21 protein-coding genes are annotated in these 21,524 nt (G+C 73.5%); 13 read left to right on the forward strand and 8 right to left on the reverse strand.

Annotation, left to right across the window (positions count from 1 at the left end):
- Positions 1–34: 34 nt before the first annotated feature.
- The 3 genes from ACIHAD_RS31615 to ACIHAD_RS31625 all read right to left on the reverse strand — a co-directional run bounded on the left by ACIHAD_RS31615 (position 35) and on the right by ACIHAD_RS31625 (position 3,623).
- Positions 35–529 carry a hypothetical protein gene (locus ACIHAD_RS31615; RefSeq protein ID WP_397358315.1) on the reverse strand — a complete coding sequence of 165 codons (495 nt, stop codon included), beginning with the start codon at positions 527–529 and terminating at the stop codon, positions 35–37.
- Between the two features lie 151 nt (positions 530–680).
- Positions 681–1,694 carry a hypothetical protein gene (locus ACIHAD_RS31620; RefSeq protein ID WP_397358316.1) on the reverse strand — a complete coding sequence of 338 codons (1,014 nt, stop codon included), beginning with the start codon at positions 1,692–1,694 and terminating at the stop codon, positions 681–683.
- An 81-nt stretch (positions 1,695–1,775) separates the two neighbouring features.
- A complete protein-coding gene (locus ACIHAD_RS31625) occupies positions 1,776–3,623 on the reverse strand; it encodes an AMP-dependent synthetase/ligase (RefSeq protein ID WP_397358317.1) in 1,848 nt (615 codons plus the stop codon).
- A 148-nt stretch (positions 3,624–3,771) separates the two neighbouring features.
- On the opposite strand from ACIHAD_RS31625, the gene ACIHAD_RS31630 reads away from it, so the two are divergent.
- Together ACIHAD_RS31630 and ACIHAD_RS31635 are read left to right on the forward strand one after the other, a co-directional pair.
- Positions 3,772–5,262, forward strand: a complete 1,491-nt coding sequence (locus tag ACIHAD_RS31630; protein WP_397358318.1) for a peptide MFS transporter — start codon at positions 3,772–3,774, stop codon at positions 5,260–5,262.
- Between the two features lie 10 nt (positions 5,263–5,272).
- Complete coding sequence (locus ACIHAD_RS31635) at positions 5,273–5,887, forward strand: trimeric intracellular cation channel family protein (protein ID WP_397358319.1); 615 nt, start codon at positions 5,273–5,275, stop codon at positions 5,885–5,887.
- Positions 5,888–5,912: 25 nt separating this feature from the next.
- On the opposite strand, the gene ACIHAD_RS31640 is transcribed toward ACIHAD_RS31635, so the two are convergent.
- On the reverse strand, positions 5,913–7,343 hold the full coding sequence (locus ACIHAD_RS31640; protein ID WP_397358320.1) for a PLP-dependent aminotransferase family protein: 1,431 nt from the start codon (positions 7,341–7,343) through the stop codon (positions 5,913–5,915).
- Positions 7,344–7,405: 62 nt separating this feature from the next.
- On the opposite strand from ACIHAD_RS31640, the gene ACIHAD_RS31645 reads away from it, so the two are divergent.
- The 3 genes from ACIHAD_RS31645 (at position 7,406) to ACIHAD_RS31655 (ending at position 11,072) form a co-directional block, all read left to right on the forward strand.
- Complete coding sequence (locus ACIHAD_RS31645; protein WP_397358322.1) at positions 7,406–8,008, forward strand: YitT family protein; 603 nt, start codon at positions 7,406–7,408, stop codon at positions 8,006–8,008.
- A 77-nt stretch (positions 8,009–8,085) separates the two neighbouring features.
- Positions 8,086–9,846, forward strand: a complete 1,761-nt coding sequence (locus ACIHAD_RS31650; RefSeq protein WP_397358323.1) for a glycoside hydrolase family 15 protein — start codon at positions 8,086–8,088, stop codon at positions 9,844–9,846.
- 50 nt (positions 9,847–9,896) lie between these two features.
- On the forward strand, positions 9,897–11,072 hold the full coding sequence (locus ACIHAD_RS31655) for an NAD(P)/FAD-dependent oxidoreductase (protein WP_397358324.1): 1,176 nt from the start codon (positions 9,897–9,899) through the stop codon (positions 11,070–11,072).
- Here the strand turns inward: ACIHAD_RS31655 and ACIHAD_RS31660 are convergent.
- Complete coding sequence (locus ACIHAD_RS31660; RefSeq protein ID WP_397358325.1) at positions 11,062–11,934, reverse strand: UbiA family prenyltransferase; 873 nt, start codon at positions 11,932–11,934, stop codon at positions 11,062–11,064. The genes ACIHAD_RS31655 and ACIHAD_RS31660 overlap by 11 nt on opposite strands.
- Before the next feature lie 124 nt (positions 11,935–12,058).
- On the opposite strand from ACIHAD_RS31660, the gene ACIHAD_RS31665 reads away from it, so the two are divergent.
- Genes ACIHAD_RS31665 through ACIHAD_RS31675 form a run of 3 tightly spaced genes read left to right on the forward strand, consistent with a single transcriptional unit; the run spans position 12,059 to position 14,681 of the window.
- Entirely contained in the window at positions 12,059–13,111 is a 1,053-nt protein-coding gene (locus ACIHAD_RS31665) for a type III polyketide synthase (protein ID WP_397358326.1), read from the forward strand.
- 32 nt (positions 13,112–13,143) lie between these two features.
- A complete protein-coding gene (locus tag ACIHAD_RS31670; protein ID WP_397358327.1) occupies positions 13,144–13,671 on the forward strand; it encodes an isoprenylcysteine carboxyl methyltransferase family protein in 528 nt (175 codons plus the stop codon).
- Positions 13,668–14,681 (forward strand): NAD(P)/FAD-dependent oxidoreductase, encoded by a 1,014-nt coding sequence (locus ACIHAD_RS31675; RefSeq protein ID WP_397358328.1) that lies wholly within the window; start codon positions 13,668–13,670, stop codon positions 14,679–14,681. Before ACIHAD_RS31670 ends, ACIHAD_RS31675 begins: the two co-directional genes overlap by 4 nt.
- Positions 14,682–14,730: 49 nt before the next feature.
- Here ACIHAD_RS31675 and ACIHAD_RS31680 read toward each other — a convergent pair whose 3' ends face one another.
- Positions 14,731–15,342, reverse strand: a complete 612-nt coding sequence (locus ACIHAD_RS31680; RefSeq protein ID WP_397358329.1) for a TetR/AcrR family transcriptional regulator — start codon at positions 15,340–15,342, stop codon at positions 14,731–14,733.
- Between the two features lie 103 nt (positions 15,343–15,445).
- Here ACIHAD_RS31680 and ACIHAD_RS31685 point away from each other — a divergent pair, with 103 nt between their 5' ends.
- Complete coding sequence (locus ACIHAD_RS31685; protein ID WP_397358330.1) at positions 15,446–16,405, forward strand: NADP-dependent oxidoreductase; 960 nt, start codon at positions 15,446–15,448, stop codon at positions 16,403–16,405.
- Between the two features lie 21 nt (positions 16,406–16,426).
- Here the strand turns inward: ACIHAD_RS31685 and ACIHAD_RS31690 are convergent, their stop codons facing one another.
- The gene (locus ACIHAD_RS31690; protein ID WP_397358331.1) at positions 16,427–16,573 is read right to left on the reverse strand and encodes an RICIN domain-containing protein; all 147 of its coding nucleotides are present in this window, start codon (positions 16,571–16,573) and stop codon (positions 16,427–16,429) included.
- A 236-nt stretch (positions 16,574–16,809) separates the two neighbouring features.
- Between ACIHAD_RS31690 and ACIHAD_RS31695 the strand changes: the two genes are divergently transcribed.
- Positions 16,810–17,487, forward strand: coding sequence for a hypothetical protein (locus ACIHAD_RS31695; RefSeq protein ID WP_397358332.1), 678 nt, complete (start codon positions 16,810–16,812; stop codon positions 17,485–17,487).
- Positions 17,488–17,549: 62 nt separating this feature from the next.
- Here the strand turns inward: ACIHAD_RS31695 and ACIHAD_RS31700 are convergent, their stop codons facing one another.
- Positions 17,550–19,139, reverse strand: coding sequence for a protein kinase (locus ACIHAD_RS31700; RefSeq protein WP_397358333.1), 1,590 nt, complete (start codon positions 19,137–19,139; stop codon positions 17,550–17,552).
- Between the two features lie 230 nt (positions 19,140–19,369).
- On the opposite strand from ACIHAD_RS31700, the gene ACIHAD_RS31705 reads away from it, so the two are divergent.
- From ACIHAD_RS31705 to ACIHAD_RS31715, 3 genes are all read left to right on the forward strand, one after another.
- Positions 19,370–20,338, forward strand: coding sequence for an NAD-dependent epimerase/dehydratase family protein (locus ACIHAD_RS31705; RefSeq protein WP_397358334.1), 969 nt, complete (start codon positions 19,370–19,372; stop codon positions 20,336–20,338).
- Positions 20,339–20,544: 206 nt separating this feature from the next.
- Positions 20,545–21,015, forward strand: a complete 471-nt coding sequence (rraA, locus tag ACIHAD_RS31710) for a ribonuclease E activity regulator RraA (RefSeq protein ID WP_397358335.1) — start codon at positions 20,545–20,547, stop codon at positions 21,013–21,015.
- A 102-nt stretch (positions 21,016–21,117) separates the two neighbouring features.
- Positions 21,118–21,429 carry an EthD family reductase gene (locus ACIHAD_RS31715; RefSeq protein ID WP_397358336.1) on the forward strand — a complete coding sequence of 104 codons (312 nt, stop codon included), beginning with the start codon at positions 21,118–21,120 and terminating at the stop codon, positions 21,427–21,429.
- Positions 21,430–21,524: the final 95 nt, after the last annotated feature.

The raw sequence follows: 21,524 nt of genomic DNA on the forward strand, positions 1-21,524 counted from the left end.
CGGCCGCGCGCGGCCGGGCTTCCGTCGGGTGGTGCTAGTGGCGGCGGCCGCCGTAGACCTTCACCCAGTCCTTGCCCTCGGAGGGGGCCAGGTACCGGGAGCCCTCGAAGACGGCACGCCAGGTGCCCGAGGTGTAGGCCCGCTCGGTGGTGTGGAAGTAGCCGTCGCGGCTGGTCCGCACCGACTCGACGTAGTCCCACTTGTCGCTGCCGTCGGCCTGGAAGAGGATCGTGACCCGCTTCCACGCCAGACGGTGCCAGCGCTCGCTGTCCTTGCAGTAGTCGGCGTGGTGGACCGCGACGAAACCGCTGATGTAGTCCTCGTCGCAGGCCACGGACAGCTTGCCCTCGATGTCGATGGCCTTGCCGCGCCGAGCCGGCTCCGGGTTGACGTCGAGCTGAAGGCTCGTACGCCCGCCGACGAAGTCGGGATCGGGGTCCGTGTCCGCCAGGGCGGGCGCGGCGGCGGTGGCCACCATCGTGGCGCCCACAGCGGCCGCGGCCAGTCCGGCGGCTAGACGTCGCATCATCAAACAAATCCTTCCCCGTCTGGGACGCGCCTCAGGGACGAGGCACGTCAACGCCTAATGACGCGTAAGGGTAAAGAAAAGTTGCGTAACGACAGATCACAATTAGATAACGACAAATACCCCGACAGCTTTTTGTGCGTACTTTATTGCCCTAACTGGCGATTTGTCGGGGTTTTGTGGTGTATGAGGCGTAATGGGGGTTTCCGGGGAAGTGGACCCGCCACAGGCCGCCCCTCCTGGACGGGACGGTCTGCACGAAGGCCCCGGCCGCGTCGGTCGTCGTCTCCGCCACGTCCTCCCAGGCCGGCGAGCCCTCCCCGCGCCATTGGAGCCGCAGCCGCTGCTTGGCGTACGGCCCGAAGTCGGTGAAGCCACGCGGGTCGATCCGGGTCAGCGAGCCGCGCAGCCGTACGCCGCCGGCGGACTTCGGCGCCCTTTCCACCCGGACGGACGACAGTTTGGTCGCCCTCCTGAGCTCGAAGGAGGCGTACTCGGTGACGGTGGCGCCGTCCGCGCCGCGGGCGGTGGCGCTGATCGTCCAGGTGCCGGTCGGGTAGAAGCGGTTCAGCTTCTTGTCGGGCAGGAAGCGCCAGGTCTGCCAGTCGCCCGCCATCCGGGCCGGAGGGGCCTCGGCCTGCCGCCAGACCAGCCTGTTCGGCAGCGTGCTCGCGAACGGGGCCTTCTGCAGGTCGAGCTTGGGGTTCGCGACGATCGCCAGGGGGAGCTGGGCCAGCGGCGCCCCGGCCGCGCCGCCGGAGGGCGAGTCCTCGGGCACGAGTCCCGGCGCGGTGTCCGGGGCCCCGGAGGTCCCGGGAGATTCGGCGGACGTGCCGGGCGAAGAGGGCGAGGAGGGCGAGGAGGGGCCGGGCAGGGCGGGTCCGGAGTCGGGCGGGAGGTCGGGCGTGTCCGAGACGGGAGGCTTGGCCGACAGCAGCGGGCCCGGAGGGACGCCGGGCTCCACCTTGACGGTGACGCCGTTCTTGCCGCGCGCGCCCCGGGCGATCACGTCGATCACCAGGCTCACAGAGTCGTGGGCCCCCACGACCGGCTCCGCGGGCCGTACGGTGATGGCGCGGATGGCGAGCTCGGTCGCGGCGGGATACGCGGGCACGGGCGCCGTGAGCGATCCCGCCGCGAGCGAGACGAGAAGGAGGCTTCTGGTCATGAGCGAGACGCTAGGAACCGCCCGGTCATGACCAGGACCGCGACACGCACCCCTTATGGCAAAGCCGCCGGGGGCGGGCCGTCAGCGGGCCTCGCCGTAGAGGGACTCGATGATGTCGGCGTACTTGGCGTGGATGACGCGGCGCTTCAGCTTCAGGCTCGGGGTGAGCTCCTCGGTCTCGGCGGTCCACTCGGTGCCGAGCAGGGCCCACCGCTTGACCTGCTGCACCCTGGCCAGCCTGGCGTTGGCGGCCTCGACGGCGGCCGAGACCTCCTTCAGGACGTCGGGGTGCTCGGCCAGCTCGGCGAGGGAGGTGAAGCCGATGCCGCGGGAGCGCGCCCAGCCCGGCGCCGTCTCGCCGTCGAGGGTCAGCACGGCCACCGGGTGCGGCCGGTTGTCGCCGTAGGCGAGGGCCTGGCCGATGAGCAGGTGCTCCTTGAGGTGGTTCTCGATCTCGGCGGGCGAGACGTTCTCGCCGCCCGCGGTGATGATGAGCTCCTTCTTGCGGTCGACGACGCGGTAGAAGCCGTCGTCGTCGACCGTGCCGATGTCGCCGGTGTGCAGCCAGCCGTCCTCGTCGAGCAGCTCGGCGGTGGCCTCGGTGCGGTTGAGGTAGCCGCCGGTGTTGAGCGGGCTGCGGGTGAGGATCTCGCCGTCCTCGGCGATGCGGACCTCGACGCCGGGCTCGGCCCTGCCGACGGTGCCCAGGCGGTAGCAGGAGGGGCTGTTGCCGGTGAAGGCGCCGGTGGTCTCGGTCATGCCGTAGACGTCGATGACCTTGAGGCCGAGGCCGGCGTAGAAGTGCTGGACCTCGGCGGGGAGGGGGGCGGCGCCGGTGGCGGTCCATTGGGCGCGGTCGAAGCCGATCATGCCGCGGACGACCGACAGCAGGGACGCGTCCGCCTGGTCGTAGGCGGCCTGGATCTCGGGGGTGATCGTGCCGCCGTACTGGCCGGCCTCGACGTAGGCGGCGCCGGCCGCCATGGCCTGGCGTACGGCGGCCTGCTGCTCCTCAGGCTGCGTGGCGAGCACGGCGAGCAGCCGGGCCATCATCTTCTCCCACACGCGCGGCACCCCGAAGAACATCATCGGCCTGACCTGGCCGAGCGTGGCGCCGAGGCCCGCCAGGTCGGTGCAGAAGTGCACGTGCGACATCTTCACCAGCGGGAGGTAGAGGCTGAGGATGCGCTCGGCGATGTGGGCGTAGGTGAGGTAGGAGATCTGGGTGCCGTGCGTCGGCAGCGAGGTGATGCGGTCGGTGGCGGCCGCCTCGTAGAAGACGTTGGTGTGGGTGAGCGGCACGCCCTTGGGCATGCCGGTGGTGCCCGAGGTGTAGAGCACGGTGACGACGTCACCGGCGGCCACCTCGCGTGAGCGGGCCTCGACGGCGTCCTCGTCCTCGGCCAGGCGGGCGCGGCCCAGGTCGAGGAAGTCGGCCCAGGACATGAATCGGTCGTCGTCGCCGGGGGCGCCGTCGAGCATGATGATCCTGCGCAGGCCGTCGAGCCGGTCGAGCACCGGCTGCCAGCGGCCCAGCTCGGCCGGGCCGCCCAGCACGGCGAAGCGGGCGCCCACGTCGCCGGCCACGAACGCGATCTGGTCGGGCGCGAACGTCGAGTAGACCGTGCAGCCGACGCCGCCCGCGTGCACGGCGCCGAGGTCGGCGAGCACGTGCTCGCTGCGGTTGACCATCATGATCGCGACGGACTCGCCGCGTTCCAGCCCCAGGGCGGCGAAGGCGGCCGCGATCTCCAGGATGCGCCGCCGGGCCTGGCCGTAGGTCAACGTCGTCCAGCCGCCCGAGCCGTCGGGGTCGGAGTACGCGGGTGCGTCGGGATGCCGGTCGGCCACCTGCCTGAGCTGCTCGCAGACCGTGCGGCCGGCGATCTCCCGCTCGATCGAGGCCCGTACGTCGAGGACTTCGGCCATGGCACCCGCCTCCAGTCAGTAATCACTTGCACAGGTGGCATGCATCGCACCACACCCTCTGGACAGCGGCAAGACCCTTTCCGGAAACAGGCGGCCCGGTCACGTAGAGTGATCGATCAGGTGCCGTACGTGTCGTGGGAGGGCGCGCATGAGCAAGGGCGGAAGGACCTTCTTCGGGCATCCGTGGGGGCTGGCGACACTGTTCTCCACCGAGATGTGGGAGCGCTTCAGCTGGTACGGCCTGCGGGCGATCCTGGCCACGTTCATGGCGGCCTCGCCCGCCCACCGGGGCCTGGGCATGTCCCAGGAGACCGCGCAGGCGGTGGTCGGCGTCTACGGCGCGCTGATCTACCTGGTGGCGCTGCCCGGCGGCTGGATCGCCGACCGCATCCTGGGGGCGCGCCGGTCGGTGTTCTGGGGCGGGTTCGTCATCATGCTCGGGCACATCAGCATGGCGATCCCGGTGACGACCGCGTTCTTCGTCTGGCTCGGGCTGCTGCTCATCATCAGCGGCACCGGCCTGCTCAAGCCGAACATCTCGGTCATGGTCGGCCGCCTGTACGGCGAGGACGAGGACGGCCGCAGAGACGCCGGCTTCTCCCTGTTCTACCTGGGCATCAACCTGGGCGCCTTCTTCGCGCCGCTGGTGGTCGGCTGGCTGGCCGACGGCGACCGCTGGCACCTGGGCTTCAGCGCGGCCGCGGTCGGCATGGCCCTCGGCCTCCTCCAGTACGTCCGGGGCGGCCGCAACCTGCGCGGCGTCGGCGAGCGTCCGGGCGTCCGGCTGACGCCACCCGAGCGCCGCCGTTTCGGCCGCACGGCCGGGGCGGGCGTGGCCGTGACGACCGTCGCGCTCGGCGTGTGGGCGGCCACCGGCACGCTCACGATCGACCGCCTGGCGCTGGCGATCACGATCGTCATCCTGATCGTGCCGATCGTCTACTTCGCCTACATCCTGATGGGCAGCCACAGCCTCACCGACGAGGAACGCAGCCGGATGAAGGCCTACATCTGGCTGTTCGTCGCGGCGGCGATCTTCTGGATGATCTACGACCTGGCGCCGAGCAAGCTGCTGTTCTTCGCCGCCGACCACACCCGGCTGGAGCTGTTCGGGGTGCCGATCCAGGCGGCCACGACGCAGTCGTTCAACCCGCTGTTCATCATGATCTTCGTGCCGGTGTTCGCGGCGTTGTGGGTGAAGCTCGGGGTGCGCGTGAGCACGCCGCAGAAGTTCGCGTTCGCGCTGGTCATGGTGGGGCTGAGCTTCGTGGTGATGGCGGTGGCCGCCTCGCTGGCGACCGCCGGGCGGGTGTCGGTGTGGTGGCTGGTGCTGGTCTACCTGATCCAGGTGTTCGGCGAGCTGTCGCTGAGCCCGGTCGGGCTGTCGGTGACGACGAAGCTGGCGCCCGAGGCGTTCAAGGGGCAGATGCTGGGGATCTGGTTCATCGCGGTGTCGGTGGGCGACGCGGTCGGCGGGCAGACCGGGCGGCTCGGCCGGTACCTGTCCGACCCGATGTACTACCTGGTCCTGGCGGTCATGGCGATCGCGGCCGGGGTGGCGCTGTTCCTGTTCACGCGCAGGCTGCGGGTGCTCATGGCCGAGCACTACCATGCGGCGGCCATGCCGCCGATCCGGTAAAACGTCCAACGTGTCTGAAATTCTCGACCTTGTCGGTATTTTTGTCTTCGCCCTGACCGGTGCGCTCATGGGTGTGCGCAAGCGGCTCGACGTGGTCGGGATGGGCGTCCTGGCCGAGATGACCGCGCTCGGCGGCGGCCTCGTCCGCGACCTGATTCTCAACGTGCGGCCCGCGGCCTTCCAGAGCCTGGGTTACGTGCTGGTGCCGGTGGCCGCCACGGTGATCGTCTTCTTCTGGCACCCGCACGTGGCCCGCGTGATGCCCGTCATCCTCGTGCTCGACGCGGCCGGCCTCGGCCTGTTCGCGGCCGTCGGCACCGAGAAGGCCCTGGAGCACGGCCTCAGCCCCCTGCACGCCGCCATCCTCGGCGTCACGACGGCCGTCGGCGGCGGCGTGATCCGCGACGTGCTGGCCGGCGAGATCCCCACGCTGCTGTACGACCGCCAGCTCTACGCCGTGCCCGCCCTGTTCGGCTCGGCCGTGATGGCGGGCCTGTCGTCGGCGGGGCTGCACGGCTGGCCCGCCACGCTGGCCGCCGCGCTGCTGGCCTTCGGCCTGCGCATCACCGCGATGCGCCGCAACTGGCGGGCGCCCCTGGCCAAGGGCGCCGAGGAGCCCTCCTAGCTCCTGCCCCCCTCGGCCCGGCTTCTCACACCATGGGCACGAGCGAGTCGGGGTGGCGGCGGGCGCCCGTGGGGCCCTCGGCGCGGGCGCGGGCGATGCGGGCGACGGCGTCGGCCACGGTCTCGGGCGGCAGGGTGAACGGCAGGCGCAGGTAGCCCTCCAAGGTGCCCTCCAGGCCGAACCAGGGCCCCGGGGCCAGGCGCACGCCGTGCGAGACGGCGGCGTCGGCGAGCGTGCTGGAGGTGTCGCCGTTGAGGCGCACCCACAGCGTGCCGCCGCCGCGCGGCAGCGTGTACGTCCAGTGCGGCAGGTGCCGGGCCAGGGCGGCGACCAGCGCCTCGCGCGAGGCGCGCAGGCCGCGGCGGCGTTCGGCGCGGGTCTGCGCCAGCCGTTCGAACAGGCGGGCGGTGACCAGTTGCTCCATGACCGGGCTGGAGATGTCGACGACCGCGCGGTGCCGGGCCAGGCGGCGGGCCAGGGCGGCCGTGGTGCGGATCCAGCCGATGCGCAGGCCGCCCCACCACAGCTTGGACGCCGACCCGATGCTGATCACGCGGCTGTCGGTGTCGAAGGCGGCCATCGGCGCGGTGGGCGGCACCTCGTCCAGGGCCAGTTCGCTCCAGGTCTCGTCCACCAGCAGGATGACGTCGTTGCGCCGGGCCGCGCCCGCCACGGCGGCCCGGGTGGCGTCGTCCATGAGGGCGCCGGTGGGGTTGTGGAAGTCGGGCATGAGGTAGGCCAGGCGGGCGGCCGACTGCCGCATCGCGGTGGCCATCAGGTCGGGCCGCCAGCCCTCGTGCGAGATGCCGAAGGGCACGATCCGCGCGCCGCGCCCGCGGGCCACGTCGATGGCGTGCGGGTAGGTCGGCGACTCGACCATGACGGCGTCGCCGGGGCCGATCAGCAGGCCGGCCACGAGCGCGATGGCGTGCTGGGAGCCGGTGGTGACGACGATCTGGTCGGGCCGGGTGGCCAGGCCGCGCTCGGTGTAGCGGGCGGCGACGCGTTCGCGCAGGACCGGCAGGCCCATGGGGTCGTAGCCGTTGCCCATGCCGTACCTGGGCAGGTCGTCCAGGGCCTCGGCCATGGCCTCGCGCAGCGTGGACGGCGCGGGCGGGGCGGCGCAGTGGAGCTGGATCAGGCCGTCGTCGCCGGTGCTGAGCCAGGGGTTGTCGCGGGCGGTGGCCGGGTCGGGCAGGGTGGTCCAGCTCCCCGAGCCCTGCCTGCTGTCCAGGTAGCCGCGCTCGCGCAGCAGGTCGTAGGCGGAGGTGACGGTCGTGCGGCTGACGCCCAGGGCCTCGGCCAGGTGGCGTTCGGCGGGCATGCGGACGCGTACGGGGATCTGGCCGTCCATGACGAGCGCGCGCACGCCGTCGGCGAGGGCCCGGTAGTACGGACGCGCGGCCGGATCGACGTCGACCAGCCGGGCCACCTGCATGGCCGACAAATGCCTCATAAGGCCACTTTCCAGGATTGGCCCTGTTTTGGCAACCATTGGCCTGCCACCATAAGGCCATCATGAGTGAAGCAACCGTCCCCCGCCTGAGTTCCCTCCCCGCCCGGCTCGTGCGCCTCTACGGCGGCCTGGCCCTGTACGGCGCCGGCATCGGCCTCCAGGTGGAGTCCGGCCTCGGCAACGACCCCTGGGACGTCTTCCACCAGGGCCTGGCGCTCAGGCTGGACGTGTCCATCGGCACGGTCATCATCGGCGTGGGCGCCCTGGTGATGCTGCTGTGGATCCCGCTGCGGCAGCGGCCCGGCCTCGGCACGGTCAGCAACGTGGTGTTCCTCGGCCTGTTCGCCGACGCGGCGATCTTCCTGCTGCCCACGCCGTCCCACCTGGCCGTCCAGGCGTCGTACGTGGCGCTCGGCGTGGTCGCGATCGCGCTGGCCACCGTGCTCTACATCGGCGCCGGCCTGGGCCCCGGGCCGCGCGACGGCGTCATGACCGGCCTGATGCGGCTCGGGCTGTCCGTGCGGCTCGGCCGCTTCCTCATCGAGATCACCGTGCTGGCCGTGGGCTGGCTGCTGGGCGGCAGCGTCGGCGTGGGCACGCTCGTCTTCGCCCTGGCCATCGGCCCGCTGACCCAGCTGTTCACCCGCTGGTTCCCCCTGTCCTGATCCCGCGCCGGGCCCGCCCCGGCGCGACAGGCCCGGACCCGGCGCGGGATCGCCTTCGCGCGAGTAGCGTCTTCGGCATGCGGATTGAGGACTACGCGCTGATCGGAGACATGCAGTCGGCCGCACTGGTGGCCAGGGACGGTTCCATCGACTGGCTCTGCCTGCCCAGGTTCGACTCCCCCTCGTGCTTCGCCGCCCTGCTCGGCAGCGAGCGCAACGGCCACTGGTGGCTGGGACCGGCGGCCCGGCGGCCGGCCACCCGCCGCCACTACCGGCCCGACACGCTCATCCTGGAGAGCGAGTGGGACACCCCGACCGGCACGGTCCGGGTGATCGACTTCATGCCGCCGCGCGACCGGAACCCCGACGTCGTGCGCATCGTCGAGGGGGTCTCGGGCAGCGTCGAGGTCTCCACCCAGCTGCGCGTGCGCTTCGACTACGGGCGCATCGTGCCGTGGGTGCGCCGGACGAACGGCCACCTCCAGGCCGTCGGCGGCCCCGACTCGGTGTGGCTGCACTCCCCCGTCCCGCTCAAGGGCGGCGACTACGCGCACCGGGCGACGTTCACCGTCAACGCGGGCGAGCGGCTGCCGTTCGTGTTCACCTGGCACCCCTCCCACGAGCCGATGCCGCCGCGCATCGACGCCGAGGAGCAGCTCGCCGAGACCGAGGCCATGTGGACCGAGTGGGTGGGCCGGTGCGCCTACCAGGGCCCCTACCGGGAGGCGGTGACGCGGTCGCTGATCACGCTGAAGGGGCTGACGTACGCGCCGACCGGCGGCATCGTGGCCGCGCCCACCACGTCCCTGCCCGAGGACATCGGCGGCGTGCGCAACTGGGACTACCGGTTCTGCTGGCTGCGCGACGCCACGATGACGCTCGACGCGCTGATCAGCTCGGGCTACCTCGACGAGGCCGCCGACTGGCGTTCCTGGCTGCTGCGCACCATCGCCGGACGCCCCCAGGACCTGCAGATCATGTACGGCGTCGCCGGCGAGCGCCGCCTGCCCGAGCTGCGCCTGGACTGGCTCGACGGCTACGAGGGCTCCCGCCCGGTCCGCATCGGCAACGAGGCCGTCCAGCAGCTCCAGCTCGACGTCTACGGCGAGGTGATGAACTGCCTCTACGTCTCCCGCACCCGCGGCCTGGCCGCCGACGAGCGCGCCTGGTCGATCCAGCGCCAGCTGCTCGACTACGTGGAGGAGCACTGGGACGAGCCCGACGAGGGCCTGTGGGAGGTGCGCGGCCCACGCCGGCACTTCGTGCACTCCAAGGTGATGTGCTGGGTCGCCCTCGACCGGGCCGTCAAGTACGTCGACCTGTTCGGCCGCACCGGCCCGGTGGACAAGTGGCGCGCGCTGCGCGACGAGATCCACGCCGAGATCTGCGACAAGGGCTTCGACCCCCACCGCAACACCTTCACCCAGTCGTACGGGTCGTCGGAGCTGGACGCCGCGCTGCTGATGATCGCCGTGGTGGGCTTCCTGCCGCCCGACGACCCCCGCGTGGTGGGCACGGTGGCGGCGATCGAGAAGGAGCTGATGTCCGACGGGTTCGTCCTGCGCTATCCGCTGGCCGCCGACAACGACGTCGACGGCCTGCCCGGCGGGGAGGGCGCGTTCCTGGCGTGCAGCTTCTGGCTGGTGGAGGTGATGGCGATGCAGGGCCGCAAGGAGGAGGCCGAGAAGCTGTTCGAACGCCTGCTGGAGCTGCGCAACGACGTCGGGCTGCTGGCCGAGGAGTACGACCCGCGCTACGGACGCCTGGTGGGCAACTTCCCGCAGGCGTTCAGCCACGTGCCCCTGATCCACGCCGCCCGCGCGCTGTCGCGGACCTGACCCGGCGGGAACGGGTTTCCCGTCCCGCGCGGAGTGGGACAAGACCTCGCATGGGTGAGGAGTGGGACCTGGCGGTCGTGGGCGCGGGACCGGCGGGCTCGGCGGCGGCGCTGCGGGCCGTCCAGCTTCGGCCGGACCTGCGCGTGGTCCTGCTCGACCGGGCCGATTTCCCCCGCGACAAGCCGTGCGGCGACGGCATCGCCGCGCACGGGCGCGACGAGCTCGCCCGGCTGGGGCTGCCCGCGCTCATCGACGACTACCGGCCCACGCCCCGGCTGACCGTGGTCTCGCCGGGCGGGCTGCGCGTCTCGGCCGAGGCGGCCCGGCCCAACCACGTGGTGCCGCGCCGGGTGTTCGACGCGCGGCTGGTGGAGGCGGCCGGGGCCCGGGGCGTCGAGGTACGCCGCCACCGCGTCAGGGAGCTGGCCCACGACGGGTCCTGGGTCGTCCTGGACGGGCGGCTGCGGGCCCGTACGGTGGTGGCGGCCGACGGGGCCTACTCGGCGGTGCGCCGGCTGATCGGGATGCCCGCGGCGGGCGAGCGGCACACCGCCCTGGCCGTGCGCGGCTACGCCGACGTGCCCGGCTCCGACGACGTGCAGCTCATCGCGATGCAGCGGGCGGGCTGGCCGGCCTACGCGTGGTCGTTCCCGATCGGCGACGGCACCGCGAACGTCGGGTTCGGCATGCTGCTGCCCCGCCTGCGGGCGGCGGGGGCGCCGGGCCGCCAGGTGCTGCACGGCAGGCTGGCCGAGCTGCTGCCCGACCGGCCCGCGCGCGACCTGCGCGCCCATCACCTGCCCCTGTCGACCGGGCGGCCCGCGCCGGGCGCCGGGCGGGTGCTGCTCGCCGGGGACGCGGCGGGGCTGATCAACCCGCTCACCGGCGAGGGCATCTACTACGCGCTGCTGTCGGGGCGGCTGGCGGCCGAGGCGGCGGTGGAGGCGCCGGCCGACCCGCTGACGCGGTACCGGGCCAAGTTGCGCGGCGCGCTCGGGCGGCACCTGCGCACGACCGACGTGCTGGCCCGGCTGGCGCAGTCGCCGGGGTTCATCGACGCGGCCATCGGGACCGCCGCGCACCGCAGGGAGGTGTTCGACCTGCTGGTGGAGGTCGGGCTCGGGGCGGGGACGGTGCCCGCGCCGCTGGCCCTGGCGGTGGGCCTGCGCTGGCTGCGCGGCGCGACGGGCCTGCCCCACCGTGGCGGGGGCGGGCTCAGGCGGTGAGGGCGGCGCCGTTGGCGAGCAGCAGGAGCACGTCCACGGCGGCCACGGCCACGGCGGTGACGAACGGCGCCCGCGCGGACCGGCCGGCGAGCAGCGCTCCCCCGGCGGCGAGCGGTGCGGCGGCCCCCATGGCGAGCCATCCGGCCACGCCGGGACCACCCGGAGGGCCGAGGACGAGCAGGCAGGTGGCGGCCAGCAGCGGCACGGGCACCAGCACCCGTACGCGCGCCGCCCCCAGCCGCTGCGGCCACCCGCGCACGCCGGTCGCCAGATCCCCTTCGATGTCGGGCAGCACGTTGGCCAGGTGCGCGCCCACGCCGAGCAGCGCCGCGGCCACGACCGCCCACCAGGCCGGCCACGGCTCCCCGGGCAGCCCCAGCGTCACGAACGCCGGCAGCACCCCGAACCCGACGGCGTACGGCGCCCACGACAGGACGGTGGCCTTGACGCCGAAGTCGTACCCCCAGGCTCCCAGCACGCCCGCCAGGTGCAGCAGGCCCGCCGTACGGCCCGAGGCGAGGGAGAGCGGCACGCACAGGGCCAGCGCCGCCAGCGCGGCCACCCGGACGGCGGTCACGCTCACCGTGCCGTCGGCGGCCGGCTTGCCCGCGCGCCCGGCGGCGGCGTCCCGCCCGGCGTCGAGCGCGTCGTTGCACCAGCCGATCGACAACTGCCCCGCCAGCACGGCGGCGGCCACCAGGACGCAGCCGCCCGCGCCCCGGCCCGCCGCCACGGCCAGCGCGGTGACCAGGGCGGTCACCGCCACGGTCGGGCCGGGATGGCAGGCCAGCGCCAGCGCGACGGCCGTACGGACCGGCCCGCCGCGCACGACGGCGGCGGCCGCGGGATCCGGGTCGGTCACACGGTGATCGTAGACCGGAAGGTCGGCGGTGAGAATTCCCGCGCGCCGCGTATGGCTTAGATGACCATCCTTGCGGGAAGCGTGCGGGGAGAGTGTTGTGGGCGTCCTGCCGAGGGAGCACTGCATGACCCGAATCTCCGCAGTCCGTTGCGCGTTCCCTCCTCACCGGTACCGGCAGTCCGAGCTCACCGACATGGCCGCCCGCCTGTGCCTGCCCGACGGCGCCGACCGACGCCTGCTCGACCGCCTGCACCGCAGCGCCCGCGTGGAGCACCGCAACCTCGCCCTCCCCATCGACCGGTACGAGAAGCTGAACGGCTTCGGCGCCGCCAACGACGCCTTCGTCTCCGTCGCCGTCGAGCTGGGGCTGGAGAGCGTGAAGGCCGCCCTGGACGCCGCCGAGCTGGAGCCGACCGACGTGGACCTGATCATGTTCACCTCGGTGACCGGCATCGCCGCGCCGTCCGTGGACGCCCGCCTGGCCGCCGCGCTGGGGCTGCGGCCGGACGTCAAGCGGGTGCCCGTCTTCGGCCTGGGCTGCGTGGCGGGCGCGGCGGGCATCGCCAGGCTGCACGACTACCTGCGCGGCTGGCCGGACCACGTGGCCGTGCTGCTGTCGGTGGAGCTGTGCTCGCTGACCGTGCAGCGCGGCGACTCCTCGCCCGCGAACCTGGTCGCCAGCGCGCTGTTCGGCGACGGCGCGGCGGCCGTGGTCGCCAGCGGCGCCGAGCGCGGCACGGCCGGGCCCGCGGTCGTCGCCACCCGCAGCCACCTGTATCCCGGGTCCGAGCACGTCATGGGGTGGCAGGTGGGCGACACCGGGTTCCGGGTGATGCTGGACGCCAGCGTCCCGGCCGTGGTGCGCCGCCACCTGGCCGACGACGTGCACGGGTTCCTGGCCGAGCACGGGGTCACCGCCGAGGAGGTGACGGCGTGGGTGTGCCATCCGGGCGGGCCCAAGGTGCTGGAGGCCGTGTCGGAGGTGCTGGAGCTGCCCGTGGGCGCGCTCGACGTGACGTGGCGCTCGCTGGCGGCCAACGGCAACCTGTCGTCGTCCTCGGTCCTGCACGTGCTCGGCGACACCCTGGCCGGCGAGCCGCCCGCGCCGGGGTCGTGGGGGCTGGTCATCGCGATGGGCCCCGGTTTCTGCTCCGAGCTCGTCCTGCTGCGTTTCTAGCCCGTCCCCTCCGACACCCCGGCGGTTGACCTGTGACCTGGTATCTGGTGCTCATCGTGCTCGTCGGCCTGGAACGCCTGGCCGAACTGGTCGTCGCCAAGCGCAACGCCGCCTGGAGCATGGCGCGCGGCGGCGTCGTGACCGGACGGGGGCACTATCCGTGGATGGTGGCCCTGCACACCGGGCTGCTGGTGTGCGCGCCGCTGGAGGTGGCCCTGGCCGGGCGGCCGTTCGTGCCCGCGCTCGGCTGGCCGATGCTCGCCGTCGTCGTGGCGGCCCAGGGGCTGCGGTGGTGGTGCATCACCGCGCTCGGGCCGCGCTGGAACACGCAGGTGATCGTGGTGCCGGGGCTGCCGCTGGTGCGGCGGGGGCCGTACCGGCTGGGGTGGTTGCGGCACCCGAACTACGTGGCGGTGGCGGCCGAGGGGCTGGCGCTGCCGCTGGTGCACACGGCGTGGCTGACGGCGCTGGCGTTCACGCTGCTCAACGCCGCCCTGATGGTGGTGCGCATCCGGTGCGAGAACGCCGCGCTCGCCCTGGCGGCCGGGGTGGGCCGGTGATCGACGTGCTCGTCGCGGGCGGCGGCCCGGCGGGGCTGGCCACGGCCATCCAGGCGGCGCTGGCCGGGATGGAGGCGGTCGTCGTCGAGCCGCGCGCCGCGCCGGTGGACAAGGCCTGCGGCGAGGGCGTCATGCCGGGCGGGGTGGCCGCACTGGCGGCGATGGGCGTGCCGGTCGAGGGACGGGGGTTCCGCGGCATCCACTACCTCGACGGGCGGCGGGAGGCGCGGGCCGCGTTCGCCGCCGGGCCGGGGCTGGGCGTGCGGCGGACGAGCCTGCACGCCGCGCTCTGGCAGCGGGCCGCCGAGCTGGGCGTCAAGACGGTGACCGGCCGGATCACCCGCGCCGACCAGGACCGGGACGGCGTGAGCGCGATCGGGCTGCGGGCCCGCTGGCTGGTGGCCGCCGACGGCCTGCACTCCCCGCTGCGCCGCTCGCTCGGCCTGGACCTGCCGGTACGCGGCCCCCGCCGGTACGGGCTGCGCAGGCACTACAGGATCGAGCCGTGGAGCGACTTCGTCGAGGTCCACTGGTCGGGCGCCGGGGAGGCGTACGTCACGCCGGTCGGCGACGACCTGGTCGGCGTCGCGGTCCTCAGCTCGGCTCGGCGCGGCTTCGACGAGCACCTGCGCGGCTTCCCCGGCCTGGCCCGCCGCCTGGACGGCCCGGCCGTCACCCCCGTGCGCGGCGCGGGCCCGCTGCGCCAGGGCGTGCGCGCCCGCCGCGCCGGCCGCGTCCTGCTGGTCGGCGACGCGGCCGGTTACGTGGACGCGCTCACCGGCGAGGGCGTCTCGCTGGCCGTGCGCTCGGCGGAGCTGCTGGTCGGGTGCCTGGCGGCGGACCGTCCGCAGGACTATGACGGCGCGTGGCTGCGCCTGTCGCGCACGCACCGGCTGCTGACGGCGGCGCTGGTCCAGGCCGCCCGCCGCCCCGGCACGGCCCGCCTGGTGGTCCCGGCGGCCCGCCGGCTGCCCCGCGTGTTCGCCGGTGTGGTCCGCGTCCTGGCCTGAGCCTTCCCCGCGGCGGTGTGCGGACAATGAACCCCCACGGGCCCCGACCTCAGACCGGTGCCGCTCGGCTGGGCCCCGGGCCGGTGAGGCCACCCGGCGGGCGGAGGCCGTCCATGAGCAGGCCGAACAGGTGGTCGCCGCGCGCGGCCAGCGAGGGGGCCTGCTCGGCGATCCAGCTCACCGCGTTGGCCAGCGCGAACAGGTCGAGCCCGGTCACGTCGGCGCGCACCTCGCCCGTGGCCTGGGCGCGTTCCAGCAGCCGTCCCCCCGCCTGGCGCATGGCGTGGCAGGAGGCGTGCAGCGGCGAGCCCTCGTCGTTGATCGTGGCCATCATCGAGGCGGCCAGCCCCCGGTAGGCGCCCGCGCCCGCGACGAACGCGTGCAGCCACTCCACCAGCGCCTCGTGCGGCGCGGCGGCGCCGGCCAGCGCCTGGGCGCGCTCGGCGAGCCGGTCGAAGCGCTGCCGCAGCAGCGCCTCCAGCAGCGCCTCCCTGGTCGGGAAGTGCCGGTAGAGCGTGCCCAGCCCGACCTCGGCGCGGCGGGCGACGTCGCGCAGGGACGCCTCGGTGCCCTGCTCCTCGATGACGGCGGCGGCCACGGCCAGGATGCGCTCCCGGTTGCGCTGGGCGTCCGCGCGCTGGTTACGGGGTGTTGCGGTCATCCGACACCTTCCGGCCGATTGACAAGTGGAGCACCGCTCCGGTTATGATCCGGAACACTGCTCCGCATCATAGCGGGGCCCGTCTCCCCGAGGAGAATCGACGATGAAGGCCATCCGCGTGCACGAGGTCGGCGGTCCCGAGGTCCTGCGGCTCGAGGAGGTCCCCGTGCCCACGCCGGAGCCGGGCGAGGTCCTGATCCAGGTGCGCGCCGCCGCGCTCAACCCGCCCGACTGGTACGCCCGCCGGGGGTTCGCGAACATCCCGCCGTCGATGCGGCCGGAGATCCCGCTGCCCTTCACCCCCGGCTCGGACGTGTCGGGCGTCGTGGCGGCCCTCGGCCCCGGCGTCACCGAGTGGCGGGAGGGCGACGAGGTGTACGGCCTCGTCCGCTTCCCCCGCATCGGCGACGAGGGCGGCAGGGGGTACGCCGAGTACACCACCGCCCCGGCCGGTCACCTGGCCCGCAAGCCCGCCACCGTGGACCACGTCGCCGCCGCCGCGGTGCCGATGGCCGGGCTGACCGCCTACCAGTACGTCCACGACGTCATCGGCCTGCGGCCCGGCAGCCGGGTCCTGGTCAATGGCGCGGCCGGGGGCGTCGGCCACTTCGCCGCCCAGCTCGCCGCCGACCTCGGCGCGCACGTCATCGGCGTCGCCTCGGGCCGGCACGAGGCGTTCCTGAAGGACCTGGGCGTGGCCGAGTTCGTCGACTACACCCGGGTCGGCCCGCAGGACGCGGTGCGCGACGTGGACTGCCTGATCGACACCGTGGGCGGCCCCGACGGCCACCGGCTGCTGCCCGTGCTCAAGGACGGCGGCACGCTCAGCCCGGTCTTCTTCGGCGAGTACCACGACGAGGAGGCCGCGCGGCGCGGCATCGTGCGCCGCGGCGGCCAGGTGCACTCCGACGGAGCCCAGATGGCCGCGCTCGCCGAGCTGATCGACGCCGGACGGCTGCGCGTCGGCGTCGACACCGTCTTCCCGCTGGAGGAGGCCCCGAAGGCGCACGAGCGCGCCGAACGGGGCCACATCCAGGGGAAGATCGTCCTGCGCGTGGCCTGAGCGGGGCCCCGAGCTCGGGGCTCAGGTCAGGGTCCACCGCTGGTTGGCGCCGCCGTTGCAGGTCCAGATGACGAGCCTGGTCCCGTTGGCGGTGGCGTTGTCCGGCACGGCCGTCAGGCAGGTCGCGGTGAGGGCCAGGGCGAGGGTTGACCGAAGGATCGCACGCATGGGACTCCGTCAACACCAGGGGGTGAGGACCCAACATGATCCCACCAAATCAAACAGGATCATTCGTCGGTTTGCGTGTGGAGTCGAGGGGTCTTGAGGGATTCTGTTGTCTGCCATTCGGCGCGCAAAGGCCTTCCGAAGGGGTGTCCCGGACCCCTCCGACCTGCGTTTCAAGTCGCTGACCTGCGGTTACTATCTGTAGCGGTTAGATCATCGACAGTGATTGGATCGGTGTGATGCGACGACTCATCGCAGCACTTGCCTCTTGCGCCACGCTCGGCGCCGTCCCGCTCGTCACCGCCGGTCCGGCCGCCGCCGACCCGGGTCCGGAGCCGTTCTTCTACACGGCTCCGGACTACGACGTCAGGGGGCCGTACATCGGTGCCGACAACCCGTGGTCGGACGACCACCGTCGGCACCACGGCGACCGCCACCAGTGGGACGGCGACCGTCCCTGGGACGGCGACCGCGACGACGACGACCGTTGCAAGGACGACGACCACCGTCGCCACTGGGACGGCGACCGCGACGACGACGACCGCTGCAAGGACGACGACCACCGTCACCACTGGGACAGCGACCGTCCCTGGGACGGCGACGACGACCGCTGCGAGGACGACGACCGCTGGCGGGACGACGACCGCTGCAAGGACGACGACCGCCACGACGACAACCGCTGGCGGGAGAGCGACCGCGACGAGAACGACAACCGCTGGCGGGAGAGCGACCGCGACGAGAACGACGACCGCTCCCGCGACGGTGACCGCGACTGGGGTTACAACTACCGGTACGTGACCTCGCTGCGCTGCCGCATCGGCGGCGGCACGGTCGTCCGCAGCTGGCACAGCCCGACCAGGCTGTCCTGCTACGGCGGCAGGTACAACGGGTATTGGGTGGTCAGCTACGGGCTGTGATGCCCGTGCGTCCCATCAGGGCGGGTCCGCTGCGCGCGCGGGCCCGCCCTTCTCGTGCCCGCCTAAGGCGCGCACATGGTGAACGTGACGGACTTCGTCCTGGACGACGGGGTCAGGATCCGGTAGGCCACGGTGTGCCTGCCGCCCGCCGGGGTGATGAGCCTCCTGGAGCTGACGTAGTCGCTGCGGCTGCCCGCCGGGAGGCGGGACGTCCCGCGCTCGACCACCCTGCCGTCGTAGAGCCACTGGTAGGAGAAGGCGGCTCCGGGGCGGGTGGCGTCCACTCCGGCGGCGAAGTTCAGCGCGCCGGTGTAGCAGGTGACCCCGGCGGTGTTGATCTTCGAGGCGCCCTGGACGCGGACGTACGCCAGGGCGAACGAGGCCGTCCGGGTGGCGCTCGGCGCGGGGGTGCCCGTGAGGTCGCCCGTGGGGGTGGCCGACGGTGTGGAGCGTTCCGTGGGGCCACCGGCCGAAGGGGTGGGACGGGGGCGGGCCGCGCGGCGTTGCGGCGTCCTCGTGGGCCTCGGGGCGGCCGTGCCGCGCGTGGACGGCCCCGCCGAGGCGGACGTCCGTACGGCTTCCTGGGCGGAACGCACCTCGGCGTCCGCCTGGCGCTTGCCGGAGTTCCACACCACGACCCCGGCCGCCACGCACACGGCCACCACCCCGGCCCCCAACACCAACACCGACGCCCGCCGCCCGGCCCGCCCCACCCCCGACAACCCCACCGCACCACCGGCCACCGCACCACCGGGGTGCACGCCATCGGGATGCGAGGCGCCCGGATGGGCAGCGGCGCCCGCGTGCGGGTCGCCCGGATGTGGGGGCGGGGCGGTGGCGGGGTTGGGGGCGCCCTGGAGGAGGGGCAGGACGGTCGTCATGGGCGGGCGGGCCTGGGGGTCCTTGGCCAGGCAGGCGCGGACGATCTCCCGCAACGGGTCCGGCAGCTCACCGAGCTGCGGCTCGCCGCGCAGAATGCGCCCCGCGACCGCAGGCGGCGCGTCGTCGCCGAACGGCGGCCGTCCCGTGGCGGCGAACACCATCACCGACGCCCACGCGAAGACGTCCGCCGCCGAACCCGCCGAGCCCGCCGGACCCCCGTCCAGCTGCTCCGGCGCCATGTACGCCACCGCGCCCCCGTCGGACCCGTGCCCGGGCCCGGTCCCCGCACCGGCGCGGCCGGAGCCCGGCCCGGTGCCGGCGGTGCCGAAGCCGACCAGGCGCGCGCCGTCCCGGCCGAGCAGCACGCTGGACGGTTTGAGGTCGCCGTGCGTGAGCCCCGCCCGGTGCACCGCGGCCAGCCCCGTGGCGGTGCCGACCGCCAGGTGCCGTAGTTGCCCACCGCCGAGCCGGCCCACCTCGGCCAGCGACGGCCCCTCCACGTACTCGCTCACGATGTACGACAACCGCCCCCAGGCCGCGTCGAGCACCCGCGCGACGCCCGGCGGCTCCACCCGGCGGGCCGCCTCCGTCAGGGCGGCGAACCGCTCACCGGCCACGATCCCGTGCAGGACCTTGACCGCCACGGGCCGCCCGTCCGGCCCCTGGCCGAGGTAGACGACCCCCTGCCCGCCGGAGGCCAGCCATCCGGTGATCCGGTGGGCCCCCAAGGACGTGGGATCTCCAGGGCGTAAGGGCTCGGCGTTCGGCATGAGGCGGTGACTCCTGGGACAGCAGCGGTACCGAATCATGAACTTTAGCGGGATGAATCCGGATCCGCCGCCCCCGGGATCACCTCGCCTTCCGGCGGACGAACCGCCCTCGCCTCGCCCGACCGACCCCGCGCCTGGACGCCCCGAGTGGACAGCCATCACCTCCTCGTACTAGCTTAATCATCAGCGTTACTGACGATCAGAGACGCTGATGAAAGGGAGTTGGGGTAATGATCCTCATCACGGGCGGGCTCGGCTTCATCGGGACGCACACCGCGCGAGCGCTGCTCGACCTCGGCGAATCCGTCGTGCTCGTCCAGCGCCGGGCCCCCGAGGTGCCCGCGGCGCTGGCCGGCGAGGCCGAGGGGCGGCTCGTCGTCGAGCAGGCCGACCTCGGCGACCGGGCTGCACTGCTAGACCTGGGCGACCGGCACAAGATCACTGGAATCGTGCACCTGGCGGGCTCGGTCCCGTGGCCGCCCGGCGCGTACGCGCCCGTCGAGGGGGTCGAGAAGTCCGTCGTGAGCCTGCTCAACGTCTTCCAGGCCGCCACCGAATGGCAGGTGTCCCGGCTCTGCCTGGCCAGCACCATCGGCGTCTACGGCGGCGTCGAGGCCCCGAGCCCGCTGGCCGAGGACCTGCCGCTGACGATGGCCGCCTCGCACCCGATCCCGACGTTCAAGAAGGTCGGCGAGCTGATGGCCGGCCATCTGGCCGGGGCGACCGGTCTGGAGGTGGTCAACCTCCGCATCGGCGCGATCTGGGGGCCGCTCGGCCACCCGCGATCGCCGTTCTTCGCCCTGCCGCAGCTCGTGCACGCCGCCGTGCGGGGCACCGCGCCGGACCTGACGAGCCCCGCGTGGGGCGCCTACACCGGGGACGGCGGCGACCTGTGCTACGTCAAGGACTGCGGGAGGGCCGTCGCGCTGCTGCAGACGGCCGAGCGGCTGCGTCATCGCACGTACAACGTGGCCACCGGACGGATGACCACCAACGGCGAGGTCACCGCGGCGATCCGGCGGGCCGTGCCCGGCGCGGACGTCGAGCTGCGCGAGGGCCGCGACCCCGCCGGGACCGGCCGCGACACCTACCTCGACATCACCCGGCTGCGCGAGGACACCGGCTTCGAGCCCGCCTACGACACCGAGACCGGGGTCGCCGACTACGTCGAGTGGCTCCGCGCGGGCCACGACCGCTAGCGGTGCCGGGCCGGCCCGGCCGCAGATCGGTGTCGGCGGTGGCGCGGGGGCGGCGTCGAGGTGGGATCACCCGGCGGCCCTGAGCTGCTGTCCGGCGGGTTCAAGCCGGTCGCGCTCGAACGCGTCGCCCAGTGGGGCGACAGGTTTCCTCGCCCCCGCGTGGCAGCATGAACGCGACCGCTGACCATCCGCCAGGGAAGGGCCCTATGAACACCGCGGACCTGTACGACGAGCGCGGCGACGAGCTCGACTCCTGCGACCTGCAACTCCGCCAGTACGGCGGGCGCCGCGCCTTCCACGGCACGATCGCCACCGTACGCTGCCACCAGGACAACGCCCTGCTCAAGGCGGTCCTGTCGGAGCCCGGCGAGGGGCGGGTCCTGGTGGTGGACGGCGGCGGCTCGCTGCACGCCGCGTTGATGGGCGACGTCATCGCGGGCGGGGCGGTCGCGGCCGGATGGGCGGGCGTGGTGATCCACGGCGCCGTCCGGGACGTGACCGCGCTGCGCGAGCTCGACCTCGGCGTGAAGGCGTTGGGCTCCAACCCGCGCAAGAGCGGCAAGACGGGCGCGGGCGAGCGGGACGTGCCGGTCACGTTCGGCGGCGTCACGTTCTCGCCGGTGGCCGAGCTGTTCAGCGACGACGACGGGATCCTCGTCACCCGCGTGCCGAGCTGACGCACCGCTCGTTCAGGTCACCCTTTTCGCCCGTTCCGTCGGGCTTCCACGGGGACAGCGGCTGTGGTTTCGTGGCAGGACATCACGATCCGGAGGCGGACCATGGCATTCCAGCTCATCGTGCTCTACCACCACCCCGAGGACGTCGCGGCCTTCGACAAGCACTACGACGAGATCCACGCGCCGCTCGCGGCCAAGCTTCCCGGCCTGCGGGCCTACACCGTCCAGCGCCCGGTGGCCGGGGGCGGGCAGCGGCCCGCCTACCACCTGGTCGCGGTGCTGACCTGGGACGACGAGCAGTCGTTCCTCGCGGCGATGGCCAGCGACGAGGGGCAGGCGGCGGTCGCCGACGTGGGCGAGTTCGCCGGATCGGGGGTCACGATGACGACCGGGCCGTCGGGCTCGGTGCTCTGAGACATGCGAGAAGGGCGTTCCCCCTGATCGGGGAACGCCCTTCCTCGCAGACGCGCGTGTGTGTGGATTACTTCTTGACCGACAGCGGGGCCGCG

The organism is Nonomuraea sp. NPDC052265 (assembly GCF_044547985.1).
Taxonomy (GTDB): Bacteria; Actinomycetota; Actinomycetes; order Streptosporangiales; family Streptosporangiaceae; genus Nonomuraea.